Annotated in this window: 19 protein-coding genes; 15 read left to right on the forward strand and 4 right to left on the reverse strand. The window is 63.0% G+C overall.

Annotated elements, in window-relative coordinates:
- Positions 1-26: 26 nt before the first annotated feature.
- From QZH45_RS20015 to QZH45_RS20025, 3 genes are read right to left on the reverse strand one after another with little or no spacing between them, the layout of a single operon-like run.
- Positions 27-1,097 carry a lipocalin-like domain-containing protein gene (locus QZH45_RS20015; protein ID WP_055135500.1) on the reverse strand — a complete coding sequence of 357 codons (1,071 nt, stop codon included), beginning with the start codon at positions 1,095-1,097 and terminating at the stop codon, positions 27-29.
- Entirely contained in the window at positions 1,094-3,568 is a 2,475-nt protein-coding gene (locus tag QZH45_RS20020; RefSeq protein ID WP_055135499.1) for an ABC transporter permease, read from the reverse strand. The genes QZH45_RS20015 and QZH45_RS20020 overlap by 4 nt, the downstream gene beginning before the upstream one ends.
- Positions 3,565-4,233: an ABC transporter ATP-binding protein gene (locus QZH45_RS20025; RefSeq protein ID WP_053194307.1), complete on the reverse strand. Its 669-nt coding sequence runs from the start codon at positions 4,231-4,233 to the stop codon at positions 3,565-3,567. Before QZH45_RS20025 ends, QZH45_RS20020 begins: the two co-directional genes overlap by 4 nt.
- A 47-nt stretch (positions 4,234-4,280) precedes the next feature.
- On the opposite strand from QZH45_RS20025, the gene QZH45_RS20030 reads away from it, so the two are divergent.
- Positions 4,281-4,601: a hypothetical protein gene (locus tag QZH45_RS20030; protein ID WP_053194308.1), complete on the forward strand. Its 321-nt coding sequence runs from the start codon at positions 4,281-4,283 to the stop codon at positions 4,599-4,601.
- Between the two features lie 142 nt (positions 4,602-4,743).
- Here QZH45_RS20030 and QZH45_RS20035 read toward each other — a convergent pair whose 3' ends face one another.
- The gene (locus QZH45_RS20035) at positions 4,744-6,441 is read right to left on the reverse strand and encodes a sulfatase-like hydrolase/transferase (protein ID WP_024780987.1); all 1,698 of its coding nucleotides are present in this window, start codon (positions 6,439-6,441) and stop codon (positions 4,744-4,746) included.
- A gap of 379 nt (positions 6,442-6,820) precedes the next feature.
- On the opposite strand from QZH45_RS20035, the gene QZH45_RS20040 reads away from it, so the two are divergent.
- From QZH45_RS20040 to QZH45_RS20105, 14 genes are read left to right on the forward strand one after another with little or no spacing between them, the layout of a single operon-like run.
- Entirely contained in the window at positions 6,821-8,185 is a 1,365-nt protein-coding gene (locus tag QZH45_RS20040; RefSeq protein WP_024780986.1) for a UDP-glucose dehydrogenase family protein, read from the forward strand.
- Positions 8,182-9,252, forward strand: a complete 1,071-nt coding sequence (locus QZH45_RS20045; protein WP_024780985.1) for an NAD-dependent epimerase — start codon at positions 8,182-8,184, stop codon at positions 9,250-9,252. The genes QZH45_RS20040 and QZH45_RS20045 overlap by 4 nt, the downstream gene beginning before the upstream one ends.
- Positions 9,249-9,992, forward strand: a complete 744-nt coding sequence (locus QZH45_RS20050; protein WP_024780984.1) for a sugar transferase — start codon at positions 9,249-9,251, stop codon at positions 9,990-9,992. The genes QZH45_RS20045 and QZH45_RS20050 overlap by 4 nt, the downstream gene beginning before the upstream one ends.
- The gene (locus QZH45_RS20055; RefSeq protein ID WP_024780983.1) at positions 9,993-10,637 is read left to right on the forward strand and encodes a CpsD/CapB family tyrosine-protein kinase; all 645 of its coding nucleotides are present in this window, start codon (positions 9,993-9,995) and stop codon (positions 10,635-10,637) included.
- Positions 10,638-10,657: 20 nt separating this feature from the next.
- Complete coding sequence (locus tag QZH45_RS20060) at positions 10,658-11,683, forward strand: polysaccharide biosynthesis/export family protein (RefSeq protein ID WP_024780982.1); 1,026 nt, start codon at positions 10,658-10,660, stop codon at positions 11,681-11,683.
- 15 nt (positions 11,684-11,698) lie between these two features.
- Positions 11,699-13,291, forward strand: coding sequence for a GumC family protein (locus tag QZH45_RS20065; RefSeq protein WP_024780981.1), 1,593 nt, complete (start codon positions 11,699-11,701; stop codon positions 13,289-13,291).
- Positions 13,288-14,391, forward strand: a complete 1,104-nt coding sequence (locus QZH45_RS20070; protein WP_024780980.1) for a glycosyltransferase family 4 protein — start codon at positions 13,288-13,290, stop codon at positions 14,389-14,391. The genes QZH45_RS20065 and QZH45_RS20070 overlap by 4 nt, the downstream gene beginning before the upstream one ends.
- Positions 14,388-15,758 (forward strand): O-antigen ligase family protein, encoded by a 1,371-nt coding sequence (locus QZH45_RS20075; RefSeq protein WP_055136108.1) that lies wholly within the window; start codon positions 14,388-14,390, stop codon positions 15,756-15,758. Before QZH45_RS20070 ends, QZH45_RS20075 begins: the two co-directional genes overlap by 4 nt.
- Positions 15,755-16,714 carry a glycosyltransferase gene (locus QZH45_RS20080; protein WP_069018288.1) on the forward strand — a complete coding sequence of 320 codons (960 nt, stop codon included), beginning with the start codon at positions 15,755-15,757 and terminating at the stop codon, positions 16,712-16,714. Before QZH45_RS20075 ends, QZH45_RS20080 begins: the two co-directional genes overlap by 4 nt.
- A complete protein-coding gene (locus QZH45_RS20085) occupies positions 16,707-17,843 on the forward strand; it encodes a glycosyltransferase family 2 protein (protein WP_053194310.1) in 1,137 nt (378 codons plus the stop codon). Before QZH45_RS20080 ends, QZH45_RS20085 begins: the two co-directional genes overlap by 8 nt.
- A gap of 12 nt (positions 17,844-17,855) precedes the next feature.
- Complete coding sequence (locus QZH45_RS20090) at positions 17,856-18,860, forward strand: polysaccharide deacetylase family protein (RefSeq protein ID WP_055136106.1); 1,005 nt, start codon at positions 17,856-17,858, stop codon at positions 18,858-18,860.
- Complete coding sequence (locus tag QZH45_RS20095; protein ID WP_024780975.1) at positions 18,857-20,161, forward strand: lipopolysaccharide biosynthesis protein; 1,305 nt, start codon at positions 18,857-18,859, stop codon at positions 20,159-20,161. The genes QZH45_RS20090 and QZH45_RS20095 overlap by 4 nt, the downstream gene beginning before the upstream one ends.
- Positions 20,158-22,350, forward strand: coding sequence for a hypothetical protein (locus QZH45_RS20100; protein WP_418323279.1), 2,193 nt, complete (start codon positions 20,158-20,160; stop codon positions 22,348-22,350). Before QZH45_RS20095 ends, QZH45_RS20100 begins: the two co-directional genes overlap by 4 nt.
- On the forward strand, positions 22,347-23,036 hold the full coding sequence (locus QZH45_RS20105) for a GNAT family N-acetyltransferase (protein WP_024780973.1): 690 nt from the start codon (positions 22,347-22,349) through the stop codon (positions 23,034-23,036). The genes QZH45_RS20100 and QZH45_RS20105 overlap by 4 nt, the downstream gene beginning before the upstream one ends.
- The last annotated feature ends 2 nt before the right edge of the window (positions 23,037-23,038 follow it).

The raw sequence follows: 23,038 nt of genomic DNA on the forward strand, positions 1-23,038 counted from the left end.
CCGCTCCCCGGGAGTTCCGACGAGTCTCAATAACCGGTCATTTCCAGGTAACCGCTGCCGCCATGACTACCGCTCACCTGCACCGGCCCCTCCCAATAGGGGATGCGCAGGGCCATCCAGGCGTCGGGGTTCAGGGCGTGGGTGCTGATCTCGAGCTGCTTGCCAGGGATCTTGATGGACCAGCGCACCGGCATCGAGCGTCCGGAGACCCGGGCCGTGTCCACAGGCACCAGCTCGATGTCTGCGGCATGGAGGGGCTGCGCCTGGCCCCGGGCATCGATCCAGGTGCCGGTGAGATACGGCGCCCCGTCCTTGTGACGCATGCGGTAGAGCATCACCTGCTCGCCACTGTCCAGGTGCAGGGAGAACCAGTCCCATCCGGTCTGGTTGGCGGTCAGCGGTTGGCTGCTCCATTCGCGATCAAGCCAGGCCGGACCACTGACGGTATAGCGCTGACCATCGATCTCCAACTGACCACTGGCCTGGAAGAACGGTTGGCTGTAATAGTACGACGCCTGTCCCTGTTCGGATTTCTGGCTGAAACCCTTGTCGCCCTGCAATACCAGTGGACGGGTCGACGTGAGCCGCAGCTCATAGCGAAAGTGTGGATCGCGGGCCTTCAGTTGCATGTCGGCCAACGGGTCGGTGCCGCTCGCTTGGGTCGTGAATTGCCAATCGTCGATCCAGGCCTCGAAGGGCACTACCCGCACCCCGGCCTGCCCCACTCCGCCCCGTGCGTAGCGCTCGGCGGCATGATGGACCGTCGCAGAAGTGACCGCGGCATGACCGAGCCAGATCGTTTGGTTACGCCAGCCATCTGCCTGGGAGCCGCCGCTCAGAGCGTTGCGAAACAGTGTCCATTGCACGCCAAATTCACGCCCCTCGGCATCCTTGAGATTGGCCGTGACATACCACCATTCGATGCGATACCCCTGGTGAACGCCGTGATCCGCCGGAAAGCCGAATACCCGTCCCGGCACTACCGGGGCAAAGGCGACGGCCTCGCCACCCAGGCCGGCAAAGCCTTTTTGCGACTCCGGCGGATTGTCACAGCCGCCGAGCAGCGCCAGCAGCATCAGGCCGATTCTGATTTTCATGAGCGATCTTCCTGAGAAAAGCGCCTCAGCAGATCCCCAGGCTGGGTGCGGTACAAGGCGTACAACGGCCAGGCGGACGCCAGCAACGTGGCGAACATCGCCAACGCCAGCAATTGCGCCAGTTGCAGAGGGAACACCCGCAATGGCAAGCGCCAACCGAACGCCTGCACATTGATCACCGCATCCAGGCACCAGGCCAGGGCTATGCCCAGCGGCACGGCCAACACCAGTGTCAACAGCGACAGCAACCAGGTCTGGCCGAGGTTGAGCCACATCAGTTGCCGACGTGTCACGCCCAGCGCCCACAGCGGTGCCAACTGGCCGAGACGACTCTGACTCTGGGTCAGCAGGCTGATAAACAGCGCCACCCCGGCCACGGCCAGCGTCAGGCCATTAAGCGCGGCGGTGGCGGCAAAGGTGCGTTCGAACACCTGGGTCGACCAGCCCTTGAGCCGGGCCTGATCGACGATCCGGCTGTCGTCCAGGTCGAATCGACTTTGCAGCGCCCCCAACAACATAGGCATGGCGGATGGCTCGATCCGCAGATTGAAGCGATACGGCGTCAGTTGCGGCCAGTGGGCGAGCAGGTGGTCGGCGTTGACCAGTACGTGCCCCTTGGGATTGCCATAGTCGGCGTAGATCCCGACGATACGCGGCGTCCATGGCCCCTGCGGGGTCGGCAGGGTCAGTTGATCGCCAACCCGAACCTTGAGGCGGCGGGCCAACTGTTCGCTGAGCATCAGGGTGTCGGCGGCGGCCAGTTGCTCCCAGGGTCTGTCGGAAGACTCCAACAGCGGCCAATGCTGGCGATACAGCGGGTGGTCGATGACGCCGAAGACCTCTGTCGGCCAGCCTTGCAACGGCACCGAAACCTGCCAGTTGGGCAGTATGGCGGTCACCGTCGTTTGCTGTTTGAGCCAGGCGTGCAGCTCGCCAGCCTGGGCCGGGGTCTGCGGGCTGACGTACAGTTCGGCGGTCAGGCGTTGTTCGAGCCAGTGGGTGAAGGTCTGGCGGAAACCTGCGGTCATGCTGCCGGCACCGATGTTCGCCGCCAACGCCAGCAGCAAGGCCATCAACGCCAGGCTCAATGTTGGCAGTTGTTGCCGGCAGTCGGCGAGAAACCATTGCCCGAGCACTGAACGGCTGCGACGCAGCAACAGGTTCAACGCTCGATTGAGCAACACGGGCAAGGCCAGGGCCGCGCTCAGCAGCAAGGCCGTCATCAGGACAAAACCGCTGGCCAGGCTGTCGCCCCGGATCAATGCAAACACGGCAATCAGCGCCGCCAGTGTCGCCACCCAGCCCTGACGGCGCAGCCAGCGTGCATGGGCCAGGTGCCAGGCCTGGGGGTTGGCCAGCGCCAGCAGCGGCAAGCGCGCCGCCCGCAGCAAACTGTCGGCGCCCGCCAGCAACGCGCCGAGCAGGCTCAGGCCAACACCGCTCAGCCACCACCACGGGCTGAGATTCAAATGCCCGGCCACCTCGGCGCCGTACAGCCCTCGCAGGCTTGCAGCGACATCCGGCAACAGCAAGCTCGCCAGCCAATAGCCGCTCAGTACCCCGGCAACCCCACCCAACAAAGCCAGTGCCCCCAGCTCGATAACCAGGCTGGTGACCAGCATCCGTGCACTGACGCCGCATGCTCGCAGGGTTCGCAGCAAACTGCGGCGTTGCTCCAGAGCCAGGCCGATAGCTGCGTGAACAATGAACAATCCCACCACAAACGACAGGAAACCCAGGGCGTCGAGGTTCAGGTGAAAACTTTCGGTCAGGCGCGACAGGTTGTTTTCTTCATCGGCGCGCTTGAATTGCAGCCGGCCATTGAACGCCTCCGGCAACGCCGCGGTGAACGTGGCGGGCAGCAACAATCGCGACAACCGGTCCGGCTGCCCGAGCACCTGTTGGGCGAAGCCGATGTCCATCAATAACATGCCCGGCGCCATGTCCACCTGGGTGTGCAGGGGCGGCAAGGCGCGTCCATCGGCGGTCAGAGGCCGGTCGCCCTCGCCCAGTCCCAAAGCTTGCAGGGTCTGCGGGGCGATCCAGGTGCGGCCGGGCTCCGTGAAAAACGCCACCAACTCGCTCATCTCCCGCGCCTGCCCCGCCAGCGCCGCACCGGGGGGCAGCGACACCGGTTCGATGCCCATCAGTTGCAGGCGCTGGTCTTCATGCCCCTTGAGCGTCACCCTGGACTGCAACACCGGCGACACCGGCCAACCCTGGCGACGCAGATCGATAAACCATTGCTGGGGGAAAGTAGCGCCGCCGGGGGCACTGAGGCTGGCCTGGGGTTCGCCGCCAATGAGCCGGCTAGCCCGGGCGTAGCTGTCCCGGGCCTGGCTGTTCAAGGCTTGCACACCGGTCAGCAGGCTGGTGGCGAGCCAGAGCCCGGTCAACACGCTGAAAAATTGCACCGGATGCAAACGCCAATGACTGAGCAAGGCCTTGAGGGTCTGGCGAAAGATCATCATTCCTGAGCCATCTGCGCCAGCCGCCCGCCGTGCAACACCACGCGCTCAGCCAGACGGGCCGCCACCCGTGGGCTGTGAGTGACCATCAGCAGGCTCGTAGAACTGCCGTCCAACAGTTCCAGCAGCAGGTCCAGCACCTCGTCGCTGGTGGCTTCGTCGAGGCTGCCGGTGGGCTCGTCGGCCAGCAGCAAAGGCGGACGCGAAGCCAGCGCCCGGCCCAGGGCAACCCGCTGCTGCTGGCCGCCGGAAAGCTGTTCGGGATAACGTCGCAGCAGGTCCTCAAGACCGAGTCGTTGTATCAGATGGCTCTGCCAGGCAGCGTCATGGCGACCACACAATCGCGCCTGGAACGCCAGATTGTCCGCCACCGACAAGCTGCTGATGAGGTTGAACTGCTGGAACACCAGGCCGATTTCCGTTCGCCGCCAACTGGCCAACTGGCTTTCACCCATGCCATCGAGCCGGTACTCGCCACTGCGGATGCTGCCGCGATCGACCTTGTCCAGCCCGGCGACCAAGTGCAGCAAGGTACTTTTGCCACTGCCGGACTCCCCCATCAGCGCCAGGCTGCTGCCCGGCGCCAGGGTCAGGTCGACGCCTTGCAGCACCGGCAGCGGGCCCTGAGGAGTGACGTAGCTTTTGAACACATCGCGGACTTCAAGCATGGAAAGGCTCGGATGAGACACAGTGAGGCTCAGGATAACGGAGTTGAATGCCGCAATCAGTCATCCACGCCGTTTACATTGAACCTCCCTGCAAACTGAACCACCGCTATCGCGAGCAAGCCCGCTCCCACAAGGGATTGGCGGTGGGCATGGATGGTGTGTCCACCCAAGATCAGGGGGTGGGAGCGAGCCTGCTCGCGATGGCGGCGACACCGGCAAATCGATGCAAGCTGATCCACCGCTATCGCGAGCAGGCTCGCTCCCACAGGGGATTGGCGGTGGGCATGGATGGTGTGTCCACCCCGGATCAGGGTGGGAGCGGGCTTGCTCGCGAAGACGACATCACATTCGACATCGACGCAAGCTGACCCACCGCTTTCGCGAGCAGGCTCGCTCCCACAGGGGATTGGTGGTAGGCATGGAGGGTGTGTCCACCCCGGATCAGGGTGGGAGCGAGCCTGCTCGCGATGGCGGCGGCACAGTCAACATCTATGCAAGCTGACCCACCCTTCAGTGCCCTGCTGCCATCTCAGCCTGGGCCGGTTTGGGGGTCACGATGCTGTTCAGGTCAATGTGTTTCCAGGCCGGTTCTGCTCCCAGGCGTGCATTGAATCGGTAGTTGAAGGTGAAGTCGTCTTCGGTCGGTTGGTCCAGGGCTTTCCCATACAGGGCTTGCACCCCCTCACGCTCATAACCCATCAGCCGTAACAGCGTCGGAAAGATGTTGTAGTGGCTGGAGCGGTCCTTGTTCCTGGCCCAGGTCTCGCGCCAATCGAGCGTGTGCAGGTTACTACCCTGGATCACCACCAACGGCACCAGCCCCTCTTCTTCCACCGGGTCCCCGCCGCAATGGGTGTTGAGCCCCGGGTTGCCCCGTTCATGCAGGTCCTGGCCATGGTCTGAGGTGTAGATCAGCACGGCATTGGCCAAGGCCGCCTGGCTGAAGATCCGCCGGAAAAACTCGCCAACATTCCACAGCAGTGTGTTCTGGTAGGCGTTGCGGTAGAGCACCCAGTCGTCCTTCTGGCCATTGAAACCGTCACGCCGGCCCGTGTCCGCCACGTCCTGATACTGCCCTCGCGGCAAGGCGGGGCGGTAGCTCATGAAATCATCGGGGTACTTGTCGTGCACCGGGAAATGCGCGCCGACCTTGTTGATGACCACCAGTTCCGGCTGGTCATCGCCCAGCAACTCGATCAACTTGTCCGCCGCTGCCATGTCGCGGTCGCGCACACTGATCTGGTCGAACTGGACGAACACATCGATGTCCTTTTTCTCCAGATCGGTCATCAGGTTCTGCAGGTTGCCGCCCGTGCGCTGGGCGTCGATGTAGACGGTGCGCAAGCCCGCGCCCTTGGCGTACTGCCAGATCGAAGGCTGGGTGCTGTTGATACGCACGTAGTCGGCGCGAGTGCCACCATAGCGCAGGGTAACGTTGGTGTCGGCGCTGCAATTGGCAATGGATGCCGCGTAGCCGAAATTGAAAATATCCACCCCGGGCGGCGGCGTCTTGAGCCCGGTGTGCACTCCCGACGGCGTGTTGATGTCCAGGTAGTTGCCGGAGATGCTTTCATCGATGATCAGTACGATGTCATGCCCGATCGGCGGCGTTTGCCGCACCAGGCGCACCGACTCCCGGGGACCGACTGTGTTGTGCAACGCCTCATAGACGAACAGATTCAAATAGGCCAACGGCGTGTACATCACCGGTAGACCACGGGCGCCCTCACCTGCCCGCACGAAGAGTACGCCGCTGAGCAACAACACGCCCAGCAGCGGCGCGGTAATAGGGAGATAACCGGGCAACGGTATCCGCCGGCGAGGCTTGAGGCCGATCCCCAACAGCAGCAAAAGCCCGGCAACCGCCGCGTGGATGATCACCCCACGATATTGCCAGGCCGCCTCCTGGATAAAACCACCGGAGTACACCTGCGACACGAACTGGCTATAGGTCAGGTAACTGTCGGTTACCCGGGTGTACGCCTCGAAGAACACCGCCGACACAAACATCGCCAACGCGAACAGATGCCGCACGAAGGTCTGGCGGATATACGCAGTCATCCACAACGCCACCACCAACGCCACGAACATCGCGCCGAACAGCACCGTCGCAAAGCCAAAACCCAGCGCAGCCAGACGGTCAAGGTAATAGTCATATCCCCTGATCAGGTACAGCGCCAGCAGCAGTTCCTTGAGGTATCGGGCCATGTCTTTCTCGACGCAATCGTGACGTTTGCAAAAAGCTCTGTCCCTGGACACTAGCAGCGGCTTTCCAAAGCGCAAGAAGGCAATGAATCAAACATGCGTCAAAAAAAAGTTAGCCCAAAAATGACACGAAAATCCCTAAAAAAAATGAAAAACCTATGGATAAATACCGTTCATCGATTTTTTTGACGCGCATTAAAGCCTTTAAAACAGGCACTTTTCCAAGACTGTCAATAACTTGATATCAAAATGCCCGACTCTTTCTAGTTTTGCCAACAGTGACAACTGTCATTTTGCTGACACGCTTTTCTGAGGCTGCGCTATACCCCCCTAAACAGTTTCATCCGAGTTACATAACCAGCAATCTACGAGGCACGCCAGAATGGACGTGAGCGTATTTGGAACGGGGTACGTGGGGCTCATCCAAGCGGCAGCATTGGCCGATGTCGGACACCGTGTGTTGTGCATCGACATCGACCCGAACAAGATCCGGCAACTGCAGCAAGCGGTCCCCCCGATCAGCGAACCGGGGCTCTCCGGATTGCTCGAAGACAACATCAAGGCCGGGCGCCTGTCGTTCAGTTCCCAGGCCAGCGATGCGGTCAACCATGGCGAACTCATTTTCATCGCCGTCGGCACCCCCGCCGATGAAGACGGCTCGGCAGACCTGAGCCATGTACTGGCGGTGACCCGGCAGATTGCCGACTTCATGGACAGCGATCGCACCCTGATCATCAAGTCCACCGTGCCCGTGGGCACCGCCGACAAGGTCGCCGAATGCGCCCGCCAGGCGCTGGCCCGGCGAGGTCTGAAACGGCTGAACGTGCGAGTGGTGTCGAACCCCGAGTTTCTCAAGGAAGGCAGCGCCCTGGCCGACTGCATGCGCCCGGACCGGATCATCGTCGGCACCGCCGATACCGTGGCACGCGACCAGATGAGCGAGCTCTACGCCCCCTTCTGCCGCAACCACGAAAAGCTGATGTTCATGGATAACCGCAGCGCCGAACTGACCAAGTACGCCGCCAATGCCATGCTCGCCACCCGTATCAGTTTCATGAACGAACTGGCCAACCTCACCGAACGGCTGGGCGCCGACATCGAAGCGGTGCGCAAGGGCATCGGTTCGGACCCGCGTATCGGCTATCACTTCATTTATCCCGGCTGCGGCTTCGGCGGCTCGTGCTTCCCCAAGGACCTGCGGGCCCTGCTGCACACCGCCGAACAAAGTGGCATGCCGCTGCACCTGCTGCGCAGCGTCACCGACGTCAACGACCGCCAGCGGCACATTCTGTTCGAGAAGCTCGCCAAACAGTTTTCCGATGGCCTGGCCGGCAAATCGATTGCGGTCTGGGGCTTGGCCTTCAAACCCAACACCGATGACATGCGCGAAGCGCCCAGTCGCTACCTGATGGAAGCCCTGTGGCGCGAAGGCGCCCGGGTCCAGGCCTACGACCCGGAAGCCATGGCTGAATGTCGGCGGCTCTACGGCTACCGCAAGGACCTGAACCTGTGCGCCACTCGCGACGACACCCTGGAAGACGCCGACGCGCTGGTGATCTGCACCGAGTGGAAGAACTTCCGCGTGGTGGATTTCGACCTGCTGGCCAGCAAACTGCGCGCCCGGGTCATCATTGACGGCCGTAACCTGTACAACCCGGACCAACTCGCTGCCGCCGGGCTGCTGTATCGCGGCATCGGGCTACGGCACACCGTGCCGGACGGCTCGGCACCAGGGCCGCAAGCGTGAATATCCTGGTGACCGGCGCGGCCGGTTTCATCGGCGCCCACTGCGTGCGGCGACTGCTGTGCGACGGTCATCGGGTGTGCGGGCTGGACAATTTCAACGACTACTACGACCCCCAGCTCAAGCATGACCGCATCGCCTGGGTGAAGGCCCAGGCCGGTGATTTCCCCCTGGTACGGCTGGACCTGACCGACGCCGGCGCCCTCGATGACCTGTTCCAATCGTACCGCCCGGACGTGGTGATCCACCTCGCTGCACAAGCGGGGGTGCGCTACTCCCTGGAGAACCCACGAGCCTACGTCGACAGCAACCTCACCGGATTCCTGAACATCCTCGAAAGCTGCCGCCGCCATCCGCTCAGGCATCTGATCTACGCCTCTTCCAGCTCGGTGTATGGCGCCAACCCACACACACCTTATTCCGAACAGGACAACGTCGACCATCCGCTGTCGTTGTACGCCGCCAGCAAGAAAGCCAACGAGCTGATGGCCCACAGCTACAGCTACCTGTTCGGCATCCCTTGCACCGGCCTGCGCTTTTTTACCGTGTACGGCCCTTGGGGTCGGCCGGACATGTCGCCGATCCAGTTCGCCCGCGCCATTACCGAGGGCCGGGTGCTGCAGTTGTTCAACCATGGCGAGCACCAGCGTGATTTCACCTACATCGACGACATCGTCGAAAGCATCGCCCGGCTGATCGAACGTCCGCCCCGCGTCACTGCCGCACGGGATGTGGAACCCTCGGACCCGTCCACCAGCCGCGCACCCTGGCGCATCTACAACATCGGCGGGCAGCACCCGGTCGCCCTGCGGACTTACGTCGCGCTGCTGGAAAAACACCTGGGGCTAACCGCCCGTATCGAACTGCTGCCCCTGCAACCGGGTGATGTGCTCAACACCTGCGCCGACGCCAGCGCCCTGGCACGGGCCACCGGCTTCCAGCCATGCATCGAACTGGACGAAGGCCTGGGCCGCTTCATCGACTGGTTCCTCGATTACTACGCGCCGCCTGCTGCCCTCCCGCCGCTCGCGGCTGAACTTGCAGACGAAACCCGGCGGAGGAGTCTATGACCCGACATGAGCAAGTCCTTGCGATCAATCCCCCCAGCGACAAGCGTGTCGACCCCGAACACCGCAGGCGCCTGGACGCGGCTATCCACCGGCAAGGCCGTGGCTGGCTGACCGGCCGCGACGGCGGTCGACCATGGACCGTGTCGCGGACCAACCGGGTGGTTGCCTGTTTGGGCGCCCTGGCGCTTCTGGTACTGCTCTGCCCGTTGTTGCTGGGCCTGGCAGTGCTGGTCAAGTTCTCCAGCCCCGGCCCGGTGCTGTTCGTGCAAAAGCGCACCGGCTACCGCGGCCGTGTCTTCGGCATGTACAAGTTCCGCACCATGGTCGCCAATGCCGAAGCCCTCAAGGAGTCGCTGCGCCACCTCAACAAACACGGCGCCGACGCCATCGATTTCAAGATCGACAACGACCCGCGCATCACCCCCATCGGCCGGTTCCTGCGACGCAGCAGCCTCGACGAACTGCCGAACCTGATCAATGTGGTAACCGGCGACATGCGCCTGGTGGGCCCGCGCCCGACCTCGTTCAACGCCTATCGCTACAAGGACAACCATCTTGTGCGCCTGAGCATCTACCCCGGCCTGACCGGCCTGTGGCAGATCTCCGGGCGCAGCAATATCGACTTCGACCAGCGCGTGGAACTGGACCTCAGCTACATCGCCGAGCAGAGCCTGTTGTTGGATTTGAAGATCCTGATGATCACCCCCTTCAAAGTTTTCAGCGGCCACGGAGCGAGTTAAATGGACGGTTCAACGAATATCCTGAACATCGCGAGCCCGAGCGAGACCAACCTGACCTCGACCGTGCTCGACCCTTCCCTGCGGATCCTGCTTCTGACGTCCGCCAACACTGGCACCGGGACCAGCACCAGCGCCATGGCACTGGCCGCTCAACTGGCACAGATGAGCAGCGGTCGTGTACTGCTGGTAGACGCCAGCCACTCACCTCACAACCTCAGCCAGCAACTGGGGCTGCAAAAGGAGCGCGGTTTCAGCGACCTGCTGTTCAACATCCTGACCCCACCGTTATTGCAAGACTGCGTAGTGCAAATCTCCAGCCTGCCCTTCGATGTACTGCCCATCGGTCGTATGGGGCGCAATGCCGAACACTTCAATCCCGAACAGCTGCGACATCTGTTCAGGCACCTGGCGGCGCAGTACCGCTTCGTGGTGATTGACGCCGACGCCGTGTACACGGCCTCCGACACCCTGGTCATGAGTGCCCAGGTGGACGGCGTGGTGCTGGTGGTACGTGGTGAGGACACCCGCTGGGAAGTGGCTCAGGCCGCCCGCCAGCGCTTGGTCCAGGCCGGTGCGAAAGTGGTGGGCAGCGTGTTCAACCGGCGCAAGTACTACATGCCCAAATGGCTCTACAACAACCTGTAAGCGTGCAGAAGGATGACGAGATGAACGCCAAGATACTTGTCCTGCTGTTGCTGCCGCTTGCCGGCTGCTCCAGCACCAGCGATACCCGCTCGATGCCGGTGCAGATTCTCACGGCCGCGCCGGCCAATGCCCAGGCCACCGACATGCCCAAGGTCGAACAGACCCTGCGGCCCCAGGATGTGCTCGATGTGATCTTTCACATCAGCACCACCGGTCCCCAGGCTTATCGCGTGCAACCGGGCGACCAGGTGGCCCTGAATTTCACCGCGGCCAGCCAGCTCAACGGCACGCAACTGGTGATGCCCGACGGCAGCATTGAACTGCCCGGGGCCAACACGTCGGTGAAAATCGCCGGCATGACCACCGACGAAGCGCGCCTGGAGGTACAACGGGCCTATGACCGGAAGATGCTGTTCCAGCCCAATCGCAACCAGTTGACAGTGCTGGTGACCAGCCCGCTGACCAGCGAGACCAACCTCAGGAATACCTTGAGTCACCCGGGCACCGGCATGAGCCGGGAAATCACCGTGGGCAGCGACGGCTATGCGAGCTTTCCGGAAATCGGCTCGGTGCCGCTGCAAGGCATGACCGTCAACCAATTGGAAACCTTCCTCAACGAACGTTACGCCCAACTGCCAGGCCACATGTCCGTCGATGTGCTGCTCAAGTCCACCGCCGGCAACGAGATCTACGTGCTCGGTGAAGTGGCCCAACCGGGCTCCTACCCGATCCGCCGTCCGATCTCGGTGCTCGAGGCACTGACCCTGGCCCGCGGCACGAACGTCAAGGCACGACTCGATTCGGTGGTGATCATGCGCCGCACCGGCAACCAGGTCGAAGCCCGTCACTACGACGTGGAAAAAGCCCTGAGCGGTGATGCCTCGCAAATCGCCTACCTGCAACCGGAAGACATGCTCTTCGTGCCCAAGACCAAGCTTGCCAGCGCTGGCGAACTCGCCAGGCAACTGGCTGACGTGGTGCTGTTCCAGGGCGTGGGGTTCAGCTTCGGCTACCGCGTCGACAACAAAGGCAGCAACAGCAACTGACCCAGGTGATCGATCATGAATCCCAAGGAAAACTATCTGCATGAGTTCTTCAGGATCTTCTTCGCCAACAAGCAGTGGGTGAAGCGCATCTTCCTGATCTTCGCCGTGATTGCCCTGGCGCTGCCATTGATGCTCAAACAGAGCTTCGATATCACTGCCCAAGTGATCGTGCAGTCGAAAAAACTCTCCCAGGGCGACGCCACCACGTCGCTGAACCAGGAAAACGCCACTTTCATTCCACCGTCCCTGGCTGACATGGAAACCGAGAGCAATATCCTGCGTTCGCCGGCGCTGATCCGGCAGACCATCAGCACCCTGCGCGACCAGGGTGAGTACAACCCCAGCCCCGGCATCTTCAACAAATGGGTGAGCGAACCGTTCAAGCGCTACGTCACCACGCCGCTGCGCCAGTACGTGATCAATCCGCTGCGCGATGGCCTGGGGCTGGAGGTCGATCCGGTGCGTGACACCGTGCTCGATACGCTGACTGACGAAGCCGTCGAAAACCTCAAGATCGAGACCCTGCCCGGCTCCAATGTCATATCCATCGTCTACAGCTTCGGTGATCCGCAGCAAGGCACCCGCTTCGTGGCGCAACTGCTGCAGAACTACCTCACCAGCCGCCAGGATCTGCAATCGATCGAGTTGCCGCAGACCTTCTATGAACAGAAGAAAGGCCAATACCAGAATCGCCTCGATGGTCTGGAAGGCACCCGGCTGGCCTTGCTTGAAGGCGTCGGCTCGGCTGATCCCAAGGAGGAAATCACCTTCCGCCTGAACGCCATCAACACTGAAGAGCAAGCCCTGAACCTGTACCAGGATCGCCTGCTGCAAAGCCAACGCTGGCTCGACTACCTCAAGACCAGCCTGGCGGCGGCGAACAGCTCGAAGTTCAGCGACTACACCTTCCCCTTCACCTTCACCACCACGGTGGACAATATCGCCTTCGAGGACCGGGAGATCAGGCAACTGGGCGAACAACTGACCAGCCAGGTCAGCCGCTACATGAACGACCTGGCGATCTTCCAGCCCGGCAGCGAACCGATGCTGCTGGCCCGGGAACAAATCGTGCGCACCCGCCAGCAATTCCTGAAGGTGGTGAACAACCGGATCCAGGAACGCACCACCGACCTGGCGGTGGTCAGCTCGGTGATCAATCAGAAAGTCGAGCGCATCGCCGCATTCAAGGGGCGCATCCACCAGTTGCAGGAAACCCAGAGCAAGCTGCAGCAGATGGATACCGAGATCAACGCACTGCATGCGGCGTTCTCCACCTACGCTCAACGGTTCGCCGAAGCCAGCACCGCCCGCTCCCTGGACAACGACCTGTCCAACGCCCGCGTGCTCAGCCCACCCTTCGAACCGACTGCTGCGGCCTTCCCCAAGCCTATGCTGATTATCCCGTTCGGCCTGTTCAGCGGCCTGTTGCTGGCGATTGCCCTGGTCTACGTGCGTGAGTTCTTCGACCATCGCTTCAAGCACCCAGCGCAGATCAGCCAGCAACTGGATGTCCCAGTGCTGTTGGTGATCAACGAGCAGTCTCCCGACCAGATCAACCCGCACCGCAACTGGAGCCTGCCCAGCCTTGTCCATTGGGTGCGCAATTGAACGCGCCGTTCGGCCCGTCCCACCGCAGCAGCCCCCTGCCGATCATTCATTTGCTCGACAGCGGTGGCTTCTACGGGGCCGAGCGGATGCTGCTCGATCATTGCCTGGCGACCCCGGGACAGCACCAGGTGCTGTTCCTCGCGGCGCCGCCGACCTTGATCGCGCGCTTTCGCCAGGCCGGGGTCGATTGCCATCGCTGTGGGAGTTGGGGCGAGTTGTTGCAGCACTTGCGCCAACGGCGCAGCGAACAACCGCTGCTCAACACCCACAATTTCAAGGGACTGCTGTTCGGCTGGGCCGCCGCCACGCTGCTGCGCCTGCCGCTGGTCATCACCCAGCACGGGTTCACGCCGCGCAGTCCGAAGCAGCGCTTCTACACCTGGCTGAGCCTGCAACTGTGCCGCACGGCATCGGTCAAGCGCGTGGTCTGCGTGGCCGAGAGCATCGCCGTGCTGCACCGCCAGGCCAGCGTGCAGGCAGAGAAACTCGACGTGATCCCCAACGGTTTGCCGACGCCCACGGCACCTGTGGCTCATCGCGACGACGGCCAGCGCTGGCGGGTCGGCTACGTCGGCCGCTTGAGCAGCGAGAAAGGCCCGGACCTGTTCCTCGACGCCATGATCCCCCTGTGCCAACGGCATCCGTCGCTGCACGCGGTGATGCTCGGCGACGGCCCGGAACGCCAGGCCCTGCTCAAACGCATCACCGATGCCGGGCTGCCCACGCGCATCGAGTTGCCCGGTTACCAGACCGACATGAACGCCTGGTGGAGTCGCCTCGACGCATTGGTGATCAGTTCGCGCACCGAAGGCACGCCGATGATCCTGCTCGAAGCCATGCAAGCCGGGGTACCGGTGGTGGCGTTCGGCGTCGGCGGAATTCCCGATGTGGTACAGGACCGTCACAACGGTTTGCTCGCCGCGCCTGCCGACAGCGCCGAACTGGCCCGGCAGATCGAAACGCTGTTCAGCGAACCGCCCCTGGCGCAGATCCTGGCCGATAACGCACGCCGCACCCAACAGGACCGCTACGACCTGCGCACGCTGGCCGAACGCTGGTCGCAGCTCTACATCCGTACGGCACGGGAGGCTCGCCCATGATTGTCCCACTCTCGATCGTCAGCCTGCTGGGGCTGGTTTGCCTGGCCTTGTTGGCCAGCCCCTATCCATTCCTGGCGCCGGTGGCGGTGCTGGGCCTTGTGGGTGTCGCCGTGCTCTATCGCAAACCCGGCTGGGGCCTGCTGGGTATCGCTGCGCTGGTACCGTTCGAAGGGCTGTTCAAGGACAACCCGCTCTCCGGCAGCAAATTCTTCGGCCTGGCACTGATACTGATACTGATGCTGCAACTGGCCCTGCACCAGATTCCGGGCACCCGCCTGCGCAGCAATATCTGGCGGCCGCTGCTCGGTTTCCTGCTGCTGTACGGCCTGAGCCTTTGCCTGTCGGACAGCCTGGAGCTGTCGATGACCCATTTTCGCGAACTGAGCGTGGGCTTGATCCTGTTCGTCATTACCCTGCTGATCGGCCGCGAACTGAACCTCGATATGTTCTGCCGCCTGATGACGCTGAGTGTCACCATCACCTGCGTGCTGGCGATGTTTTCTTCCAAATATCAGGACCAGGGCCGCGCCTCGGGCCTGCTGGAAGACCCGAACACCTTCGCCCTGCTGATCGCCTTTACCGCACCATTGGCATTGCTGCTGGTGGTGCGCGGGCCGAACCTGCTGCACCGGTTGTTCTGGACCGGCTGTTTCATCCTGCTGCTGGGCGGCATGACCAAGACCGAATCGCGCTCGGGGCTGGTGGTGCTCCTGCTCAGCCTGGTGATCGGTCTGTATCACTATCGTGCGCAACTGCCGCGCATCCGTCCAAGGCATCTGGGGTTTGCCATGCTCGGGCTGGCGCTCCTGGTGCCCCTGGCGATCGCCGTGATGCCGGCGGGCTACGTCGCACGTATCCAGTCGTTGAGCATCCTCAGCGCCGGCGCCAATGCCCACAAGGATGAATCCCTCGGTCGGCGAGCCTCGTACATTGTGGTCGGCAGCCAGATGATCCGCGAAAACCCGATACTGGGCAGCGGCCCCGGGACCTTCCCTCTGCACTACGCGCCCACTGGCTACGCCAAAGCGTTCTCGGCCAATCGCAAGTTGGGGGATCTGTATCGCCGGGCCCACAACACCTATCTGGAAATCTTCAGCGAAATCGGCATTCCGGGCGGGCTGATGTTCGTCGGCATGCTGGTCCTGGGCCTGTACAACCTGCTGCATGCTCGCCGGCTCTGGCTGGCACGTCGGGACTGGGTGCAGGCGGATCTGCTGACACACCTGGGCATGAGCTTCCTGTCGCTGATGCTGTTCCTGATGTTCCTCAGTGCACCGAACCATAAGCTGCTGTGGATCATGCTCGCCTTGACCAGTGTGTTGCGCCACGAGGCCGAACAGGCTCCCCTCCAGGAGGCGCGCCCATGAACCGGGTCAGCATCGTGATCCCGATGTACAACGAGGCCCGGCACATCGGCCGTACCTTGCGCGCAGCGCAGGAAGCGGCCCGCCAGGCCCAGCTGGAGTGCGAGCTGATCGTGGTGGACAACGGCTCCGACGACCATGGCCCGCGCATCGCCAACGAACTGGGCGCGCGGGTGTTGATCGTGCCCGGTGTGCATATCGGTGCACTGCGCAACCGCGGCGCGGCGGTGGCCCATGGCGACTGGCTGGCGTTCATCGATGCCGACATCGAGATGCCGGCCAACTGGCTCAAGCTGCTGCTGAAACTGGAGGGTCACCAGGGCGATGTATTGGGCCTGGACCTCGACACTCCCTGCCAGGCACCTTGGTTCGCCGAAGCCTGGCAGCGCCGCAGCCAGCGTCCCGGTTCCCATCGCCTGGACCGGGTGCAGTGGCTGCCCAGCGCCAATCTGTTGATGCGTCGGTCGTGGTTCGAGCGGGTCGGCGGCTTCGACGAAACCCTGCGCACCGGCGAGGACAAGGACTTCTCCCTGCGCCTGCGCCAGATCGACGCGCAACTGTTGCTGGACAACGAATGCGTAGCCTTGCATTGGGGCTACGAAGGCAGTTGGCGTGAGTGGATGAGCAAGGAACTGTGGCGCCAGGGCAGTCATCTGCAATTGCTGCGCAGCCATGGTCCGAGCTTGCGCCTGCTGCGTTTCCCGATGCTGTCCATCGCGGCCTGGGGCCTGGATCTGCTGGCGCTGGTCGCCTTGCTCCAGGGCCATTTGCACCTGGCGCTGATACTGCTGCTGATCACCTCGCTGCCCCCATTGTTCCTCAGCCTGCGCCAGAGCCGTCGCGACCCGCGCCTGACATTGCAACTGTGGGCCTTGCACGGGGTACGTCTGCACCTGACCGGTGCCGCATTGTTGCTCAACCTCTGTCATTGGAACGTCAGGAGACCTGCCCGTGGCTGAATTCATTTATTGGACCTGCCTGTTGCTGCCGGTGTATGCCTACCTCGGTTACCCCCTGATGCTGAGCCTGCTGACACCACTGTTTCCGGTCCGGCGCTACGGCAAGGCACTGCCGATGGACATCAGTATTGTCATCGCCGCCCACAACGAAGCACGACACATCGAAGACAAACTGCGGACTTTGCTCGCCCAGGATTATCAGGCGCGCTCGCTGCAGATCATCCTCGCCAGCGACGGCTCCAGCGACGACACGGTGGCCTGCGCGCGCAAAGTGATCGATCCGCGCATCACCGTGCTCGACCTGCCCCGCCAGGGCAAGGCCGCGGCCCTCAATACCGGCGTGGCCCACAGCGGCGGCGAGATCCTGGTCTTTACCGACGCCGATAACCAATGGGGTCACGACACTCTCGGTCATTTGCTGGCGCCCCTGGGTGATCCGGAGGTCGGCGCGTGTGCCGGACACATGGAAATCCCCGTGCCGGGCAAGGGCCTGAGCCTGGGCGACAGCTTGTACCGGCACTACGAGGGGTGGCTGCGGCGAGTGGAGAGCCGCACCGACTGCATGGTCTCGGCCGATGGTGCGTTGCTGGCCCTGCGCCGGGAGCTGTTCGAGCCGATTCCGGCCCAGGTCAACGATGATTTTTTCCTCAGCACCTGTGCGCCGGCCGCCGGCAAATCCATCGTCTATGTACCGAAGGCCCGGGTGATCGACCAGGGGGTGGACGAGGCCGACAAGCAGTTTCGTCGTCGCCAGCGGGTCACCGTCGGTGGCTTGCAAAGCCTGGCCCAGCGCCGGGCGCTGCTCAATCCGCTGCGTCATGGTCTGTACGCCATTGGCCTGATCAGCCACAAACTGATCCGCCGCCTGGCGCCGGTGTTGCTGCTGCCGCTGCTGCTCAGCAACCTCTGGTTGTGGAGCGACCAGGGGTTCTATCGCCTGAGCCTGGCAGCCCAAGTGCTCGGCTACGCCATGGCGCTGCTTGGCCTGCTGGACATGCACCACCGCTTGCCTCGGCCCTTTCGCCTGGCGGCGTTCGTGCTGGTGACGCTCGCGGGCATGAGCATCGGCCTGTGGCAGTTCCTGCGGGGCCGGCGCTATAGCCAATGGAATCCCGAGCAGAACCGCTGAGGAGCATGGCCGATGTCGATCAAACAAGTCTTCAAGCTCACTGGCGGCTGGCTGTACCTGAACACATCGCTCGGCCGCGGTCCGCTGCGCGGTGCCGGCGTTATCCTGATGCTGCACCGCGTGCTGGGCAACGACCGCGCCGCCGAACTGCCTCATCGCAACGAACTGTGCGTGGGGCCGGAAGCCTTCGAACATTTACTGATCTGGCTGCAACGGTATTTCGAATGTGTGCCCCTGATGACCCTGCTGTTGGCCGACCCTGCCACCGTTCCGGACCGTCCGCGGGTCGCCCTGACCTTCGACGACGGCTGGCGCGACAACGCCATGAATGCCTTTCCCCTGCTGCGCCAATACCAGGTGCCGGCGAGTATTTTCCTGTCAACCGACTTCATCGGCAGTCGCCAGCACTTCTGGTGGGAAAGCATTGGTGAAACCTTGTGGGGCAGTCATGGCCAAGTGGCACGACTGGCGCTGATAGAGCACTTGCAACAGGCCGGACGGCCGTTGCCGGTGATGCTCGATGACCTGGATGACGAACGCCGCAGCCTGTCGTTGCTGCACTACCTGCAAAGCCTCAAGACCCTCGATCCGCAAACCCTGAGCGACCTCACCGACGCCTGCCCCCCTGGTGCCCAGCCCCAGGCGCTGGACTGGACCCAGGTGCGCATGCTCGAAGATTCGGGCCTGGTGCGCTTCGGCCCTCACGGCGCCAGCCACGCAATCCTCACCAAGCTCGACGACCAGCGCTTGCACGAGGAGCTGAGCCGCAGCCGCATAGCCCTGGAAAACGCCTGCACCCAACCGTTGCCGGTGTATTGCTACCCCAATGGCGATCACGACGAACGCGTGCGCCACCAAGTGGCGGCCCACGGTTTTTCGTTCGCCCTGGGTACCGAGGCCGGGCTGTATCGCAACGACGGCGATCCGTGGAACGTGCCGCGTTTCGGTGTCAGTCAACGCAACGCCCAGCATCCCGAACTGCTGGCTTGGCGCATTCGTCGAGGGGCACGTCCATGAGCCGCGCGCATTACCTCAAACACCTGGCGCTGAGCATGGGCACGCGCCTGGCGATGATCGGCCTGCGCTTGCTGCGCAATGTATTGCTGGCACGGATCCTGGGACCCAGCGAGCGCGGGCTGTTCGCCCTGCTCAGCACCTTGCCGGACCTGATCAGTGCCGCCACCAGCGGCGGTCTGAATTCCGCCGTGGGTTATCAGGCGGCGCAGCAGCGTTCGATGGGGCTGCTGCTCAGCCAAGTGCTGGTGTTCGGTTGCCTGTTGGCCGGGTTGTTGACCCTGTTGGTGGTGGCGCTGGCGCGCGTGTTTGGCGCTGAGCTGGACATCACTCTGCAGTTGGGTTTGCTGGCCTGGCTGCTGTTGCTCGCCGTACCGTTGACCGTGCTCAAGAGCGGACTGCTGACGCTGCACAATGCCTCAGGCGGCGTGGGCGGCTTCAATGCCCTGCGCCTGATGGAATCCCTGGCGCCGCTGTTGCTGTTCCTGGCGCTGTTCTGGATGTGGAAGGATGCGGCCCTGGAAGCGGCGCTGATCAGTTGGTTGACAGGCCTGAGCCTGGTGGTAGTGGCCGGCTGGGTCTGGCTGCGGCGGGATCACGAGGTGTCGCTGCAATGGGATCGCGCCAGCCAGGGCGAGCTGCTGCGCTACGGCGCACGCAGCCATCCGGACCTGCTGTTCCAGCAAGTGATACTGCGCTCGGACTACCTGTTCATCGGCGCCCTGCTGGGCAGCACCGCCCTGGGACACTATGCCATGGCCAGCGCCGCTGCCGAGCTGCTGCTGATCGTGCCGGAAGCCGTGACCACCCCCCTGATGAAGCGCCTGTTGCAACAGGACCGCGACATGCAGCGCCTGACGCCCCTGGCATTGCGCCTGACTGCCACAGTGATGCTCGGCGCGTGCCTGGGCATGGCGCTGATCGGCGAATGGCTGATCGTGACCTTGTTCGGCGTGGCCTACCAACCGGCTTATCCGGCCTTACTGGCCTTGCTGCCAGGGCTGTTCGGACTGTGCTACGCGAGCATCCTGCGCCTGGACCTGTTGGGCAAGAACCGACCCGGCAGCGTTTCACTGCTGATGGGCGTGGGTGCGTTGCTGAACCTGGCGTTGAACCTGCTGCTGATTCCCCGCTACGGTATCGTCGGTGCCGCCGCTGCATCTTCCATCGCTTACCTGGGGGTAACCGTGGCGTTGCTGGCAATGTACTGCCGTCTCAGCGGCGTGGCGCTGTGGCAGACGCTGATCATCCTGCCCAGCGACCTGGTGCCGATGCGGCAGATGCTGATGGGAAAATCGGCATGAGTTTCGTCGCCCCTCAGTCCACCATCGCGAGCAGGCTCGCTCCCACAGGGTTCGGTGAGATCCCTGTGGGAGCGGGCTTGCTCGCGATGGCGGAGGCTCGGCTTGCACGGATACTGGATGTGATGACCCCTTCGCGAGCAAGCCCGCTCCCACAGGGGCCCGGTGTCGATCACAATATCCGCGGCCGATGCAGGTCCAGGGTGGGAGCGAGCCTGCTCGCGATAGGGTCGGCGCGGTGCTGGATAATGAGCGCATGCCTATGGGCCCTGGCATTTCCGGCCCATGGCGCCTCCATGTCCTGGAGCGGCATCCGCGACGGCAGCCTGTACCTGCAGACCGACCGGCCGGATCAGGTGACCGTGCGCTGGGCACCGGCCTGGCAGGCCGACGCCAATTCGGAACACTTGTACCTGCTCAACGGCCAGGGACGCCTGGTGGGCGAGCGCTTGATCAAGAGAGCCCAGGTACGTGGCGAACAACAATGGCCATTGCTGCCCGGTGCCGCCAGCTATCGCCTGGAAATCCCCGGCTACAGCTTCCGCCGCTACAGCGTCGAGCATGACGCGCGTACCCAGGCCCTGTTCGCACCGGCCAAGGTGCATTTCAGCGCTGAGGCCCACGATGGCGACGAGTTGTATTTCAAAGTGGCCGCCGGCGAGCGAGCCATGCTGGCGGGCAAGTTCCACGGCGGTGTGCAAGCCTTGCAGGCCCGACGTGTCGCCGACGGCAAACAGCTGCAGTTGAACCTCAAGCGCTACCCGGCCTATTGGCAGTTCGATCAGATCGCGCTGCCCGTCACCGACGTCGAGCAGATCTGGCGCCTGCATCTGCTGGGCAACGGCAAGGCTGCATTCTGGCTGGATGGTACTGCCAACCTGTTTGCCCAAACCCCGGCACACCTGCGACCGTTGCGCGAGGATCCGGGAGAAGCGCATTTGAGGGTGTATGGCGACGTCCTGGGAACCACGCCAAAACTGGGCGTCTCCCTGCCTTACGCCATGCCGCCCCCCTCCGCCTACCCGGTCATCGATGCGCTCAAGCCCCAGGCAGCCAGCTATTACAGCTTCGTCGACGTCACCGCTGCAAAGGCGGACCACGAAGACCGTTTCCGCCGCCTGTACCAGGACCGCTTCGGCATCACCCAGGACATCACCTTGTTGGCCGGTAGCGCGCGCAAGGCCGATCTGCGGGCCGACCGGCTCAGCAACAGCGGCCTGCAGGCCTGGCTCGAATCGACTCGCGCCCTCGGTGGCAAAGGCATTCACTACTTGGGTTTCGCCGATGAGCCGAACCTCAACTACGCCGACTTCGCCAGCTACCAGCAGGTGTTCGAGAGCATGGCCAACCAGGTCCGTGCCCTACCCGCCAACGCCCGCTCCGGTGTGCGCATTGCCATTCCGGCCAGCTCGCGGTTCACCAATGGTCCCCTGGCCGAAAACGCCGCCGACAAACGTGGCATCGATTGGGCGCGCCGCCTGCTGGCCAGCTACGGCGACCAGATCGATGCCCTGGCCTGGCATGAGTGGATGGTCCGCGATCTGCTAGCCACCCGAGTGTACCGCCACAGCGTGCGTCGGGCTGCCAGCCTGGTGGGCCTGGATCACAACGGTCGACCACGCAAGGCTCTGCTGCTGGACCAGACCAACATGTCCAGCGGCTCGAGCCTGAGCCCCTACGATCAGGAAACCCATTACGCCGCCCTGTGGTGGACCTCCGTGGTGATCAATGCCTCCGCCGACGGCCTGTTGGACATGCTCAACTGGTTCCAATCCGCCGACGAACCGGAGTACCCCAAGGGCATGGTCCGGGTGCTTGGCAATGATCGCTTCGAGCTCAAGCCGGTGGGCCTGGCCCAACAATTCATCCGACAACATTGGCTCGACCAGGTGCTGCGCCTGGACAACGACGCGTTTGAAGTGGACGCCCTGGCGATGGCCACCGGCTCGCAACGCAGCCTGCTGGGCGTGAATAAAAGCACCCGGGCGCAACAGGTCAGCATCGATGGCACGCCTTGCCCGCAGACACAGCCGACCCTGGTCTATTTCGGTCCGGACAACCACAGCCGCAACGCCCCGCTCAATTGCGAGGCCGGGCAGATCCGTTTTCTCCTGCCAGGGGAAACCCTGTTTGCCCTGGGCTGGAGTGCTTCCTCTTTTCCCCAACCCGCCACCCGTCAGGAGGCACCATGAACCTACTGCAAAAATTGCGTGATCGCATCCAGAAGAAAGGCCTGCGCTCGGTTCTCAAGCAGGTGATACGCCGCTACGTGTTTTTCCATTCGCAACTGGTGTGGCTGGAGCACGATGTACGGATCCCGTTGCCGCCGCATAACCTCAAGCCCTACCCGCCGATGCGTAAGGAATTCATCACCGTCAGCAATGCCGATGCGTTCGCCAGGCATTTCGGCGACCGCGTCGAAACCATGCGCGAACTGGCCGCCGAAGGTTACACAGGCTTGATGTACCTGGATGATCAGGGCGACACCGTGGGTTTCGCCTGGGCCAGTACGCGAGACTATTTCGATCGCCATTTCTATCGCTGCCTGTTCCCGATCAAGCCTGGTGAATACTTTCAGTTCGGTGGAGAGATGATCCGTGCGTATTGGGGGTCCAGGATGTCGGCCGACGTACAACAGGATATGTGGGAAATCATGGCGCAAAAGGGTTGCGACAAGATGGTCGATGTCTGCGACCTGCAGAACATTCCGGCGATCAAAATGCATATACGCATGGACTTCCAGGAACGCGGCCAGATCACCCATGTGTATTGCCTGTTCGGTCGCTGGCGCTTCTTCCGTGACACGTTCTACGACGGTTCTGTATTGGACACCTTTCGCAAGCCGGCGCAACCGACCGCCACGACGGCGGCGGCCTGATG

Origin of the sequence: Pseudomonas corrugata (assembly GCF_050920615.1) — a bacterium.
GTDB classification, from domain to species: domain Bacteria; phylum Pseudomonadota; class Gammaproteobacteria; order Pseudomonadales; family Pseudomonadaceae; genus Aquipseudomonas; species Aquipseudomonas corrugata.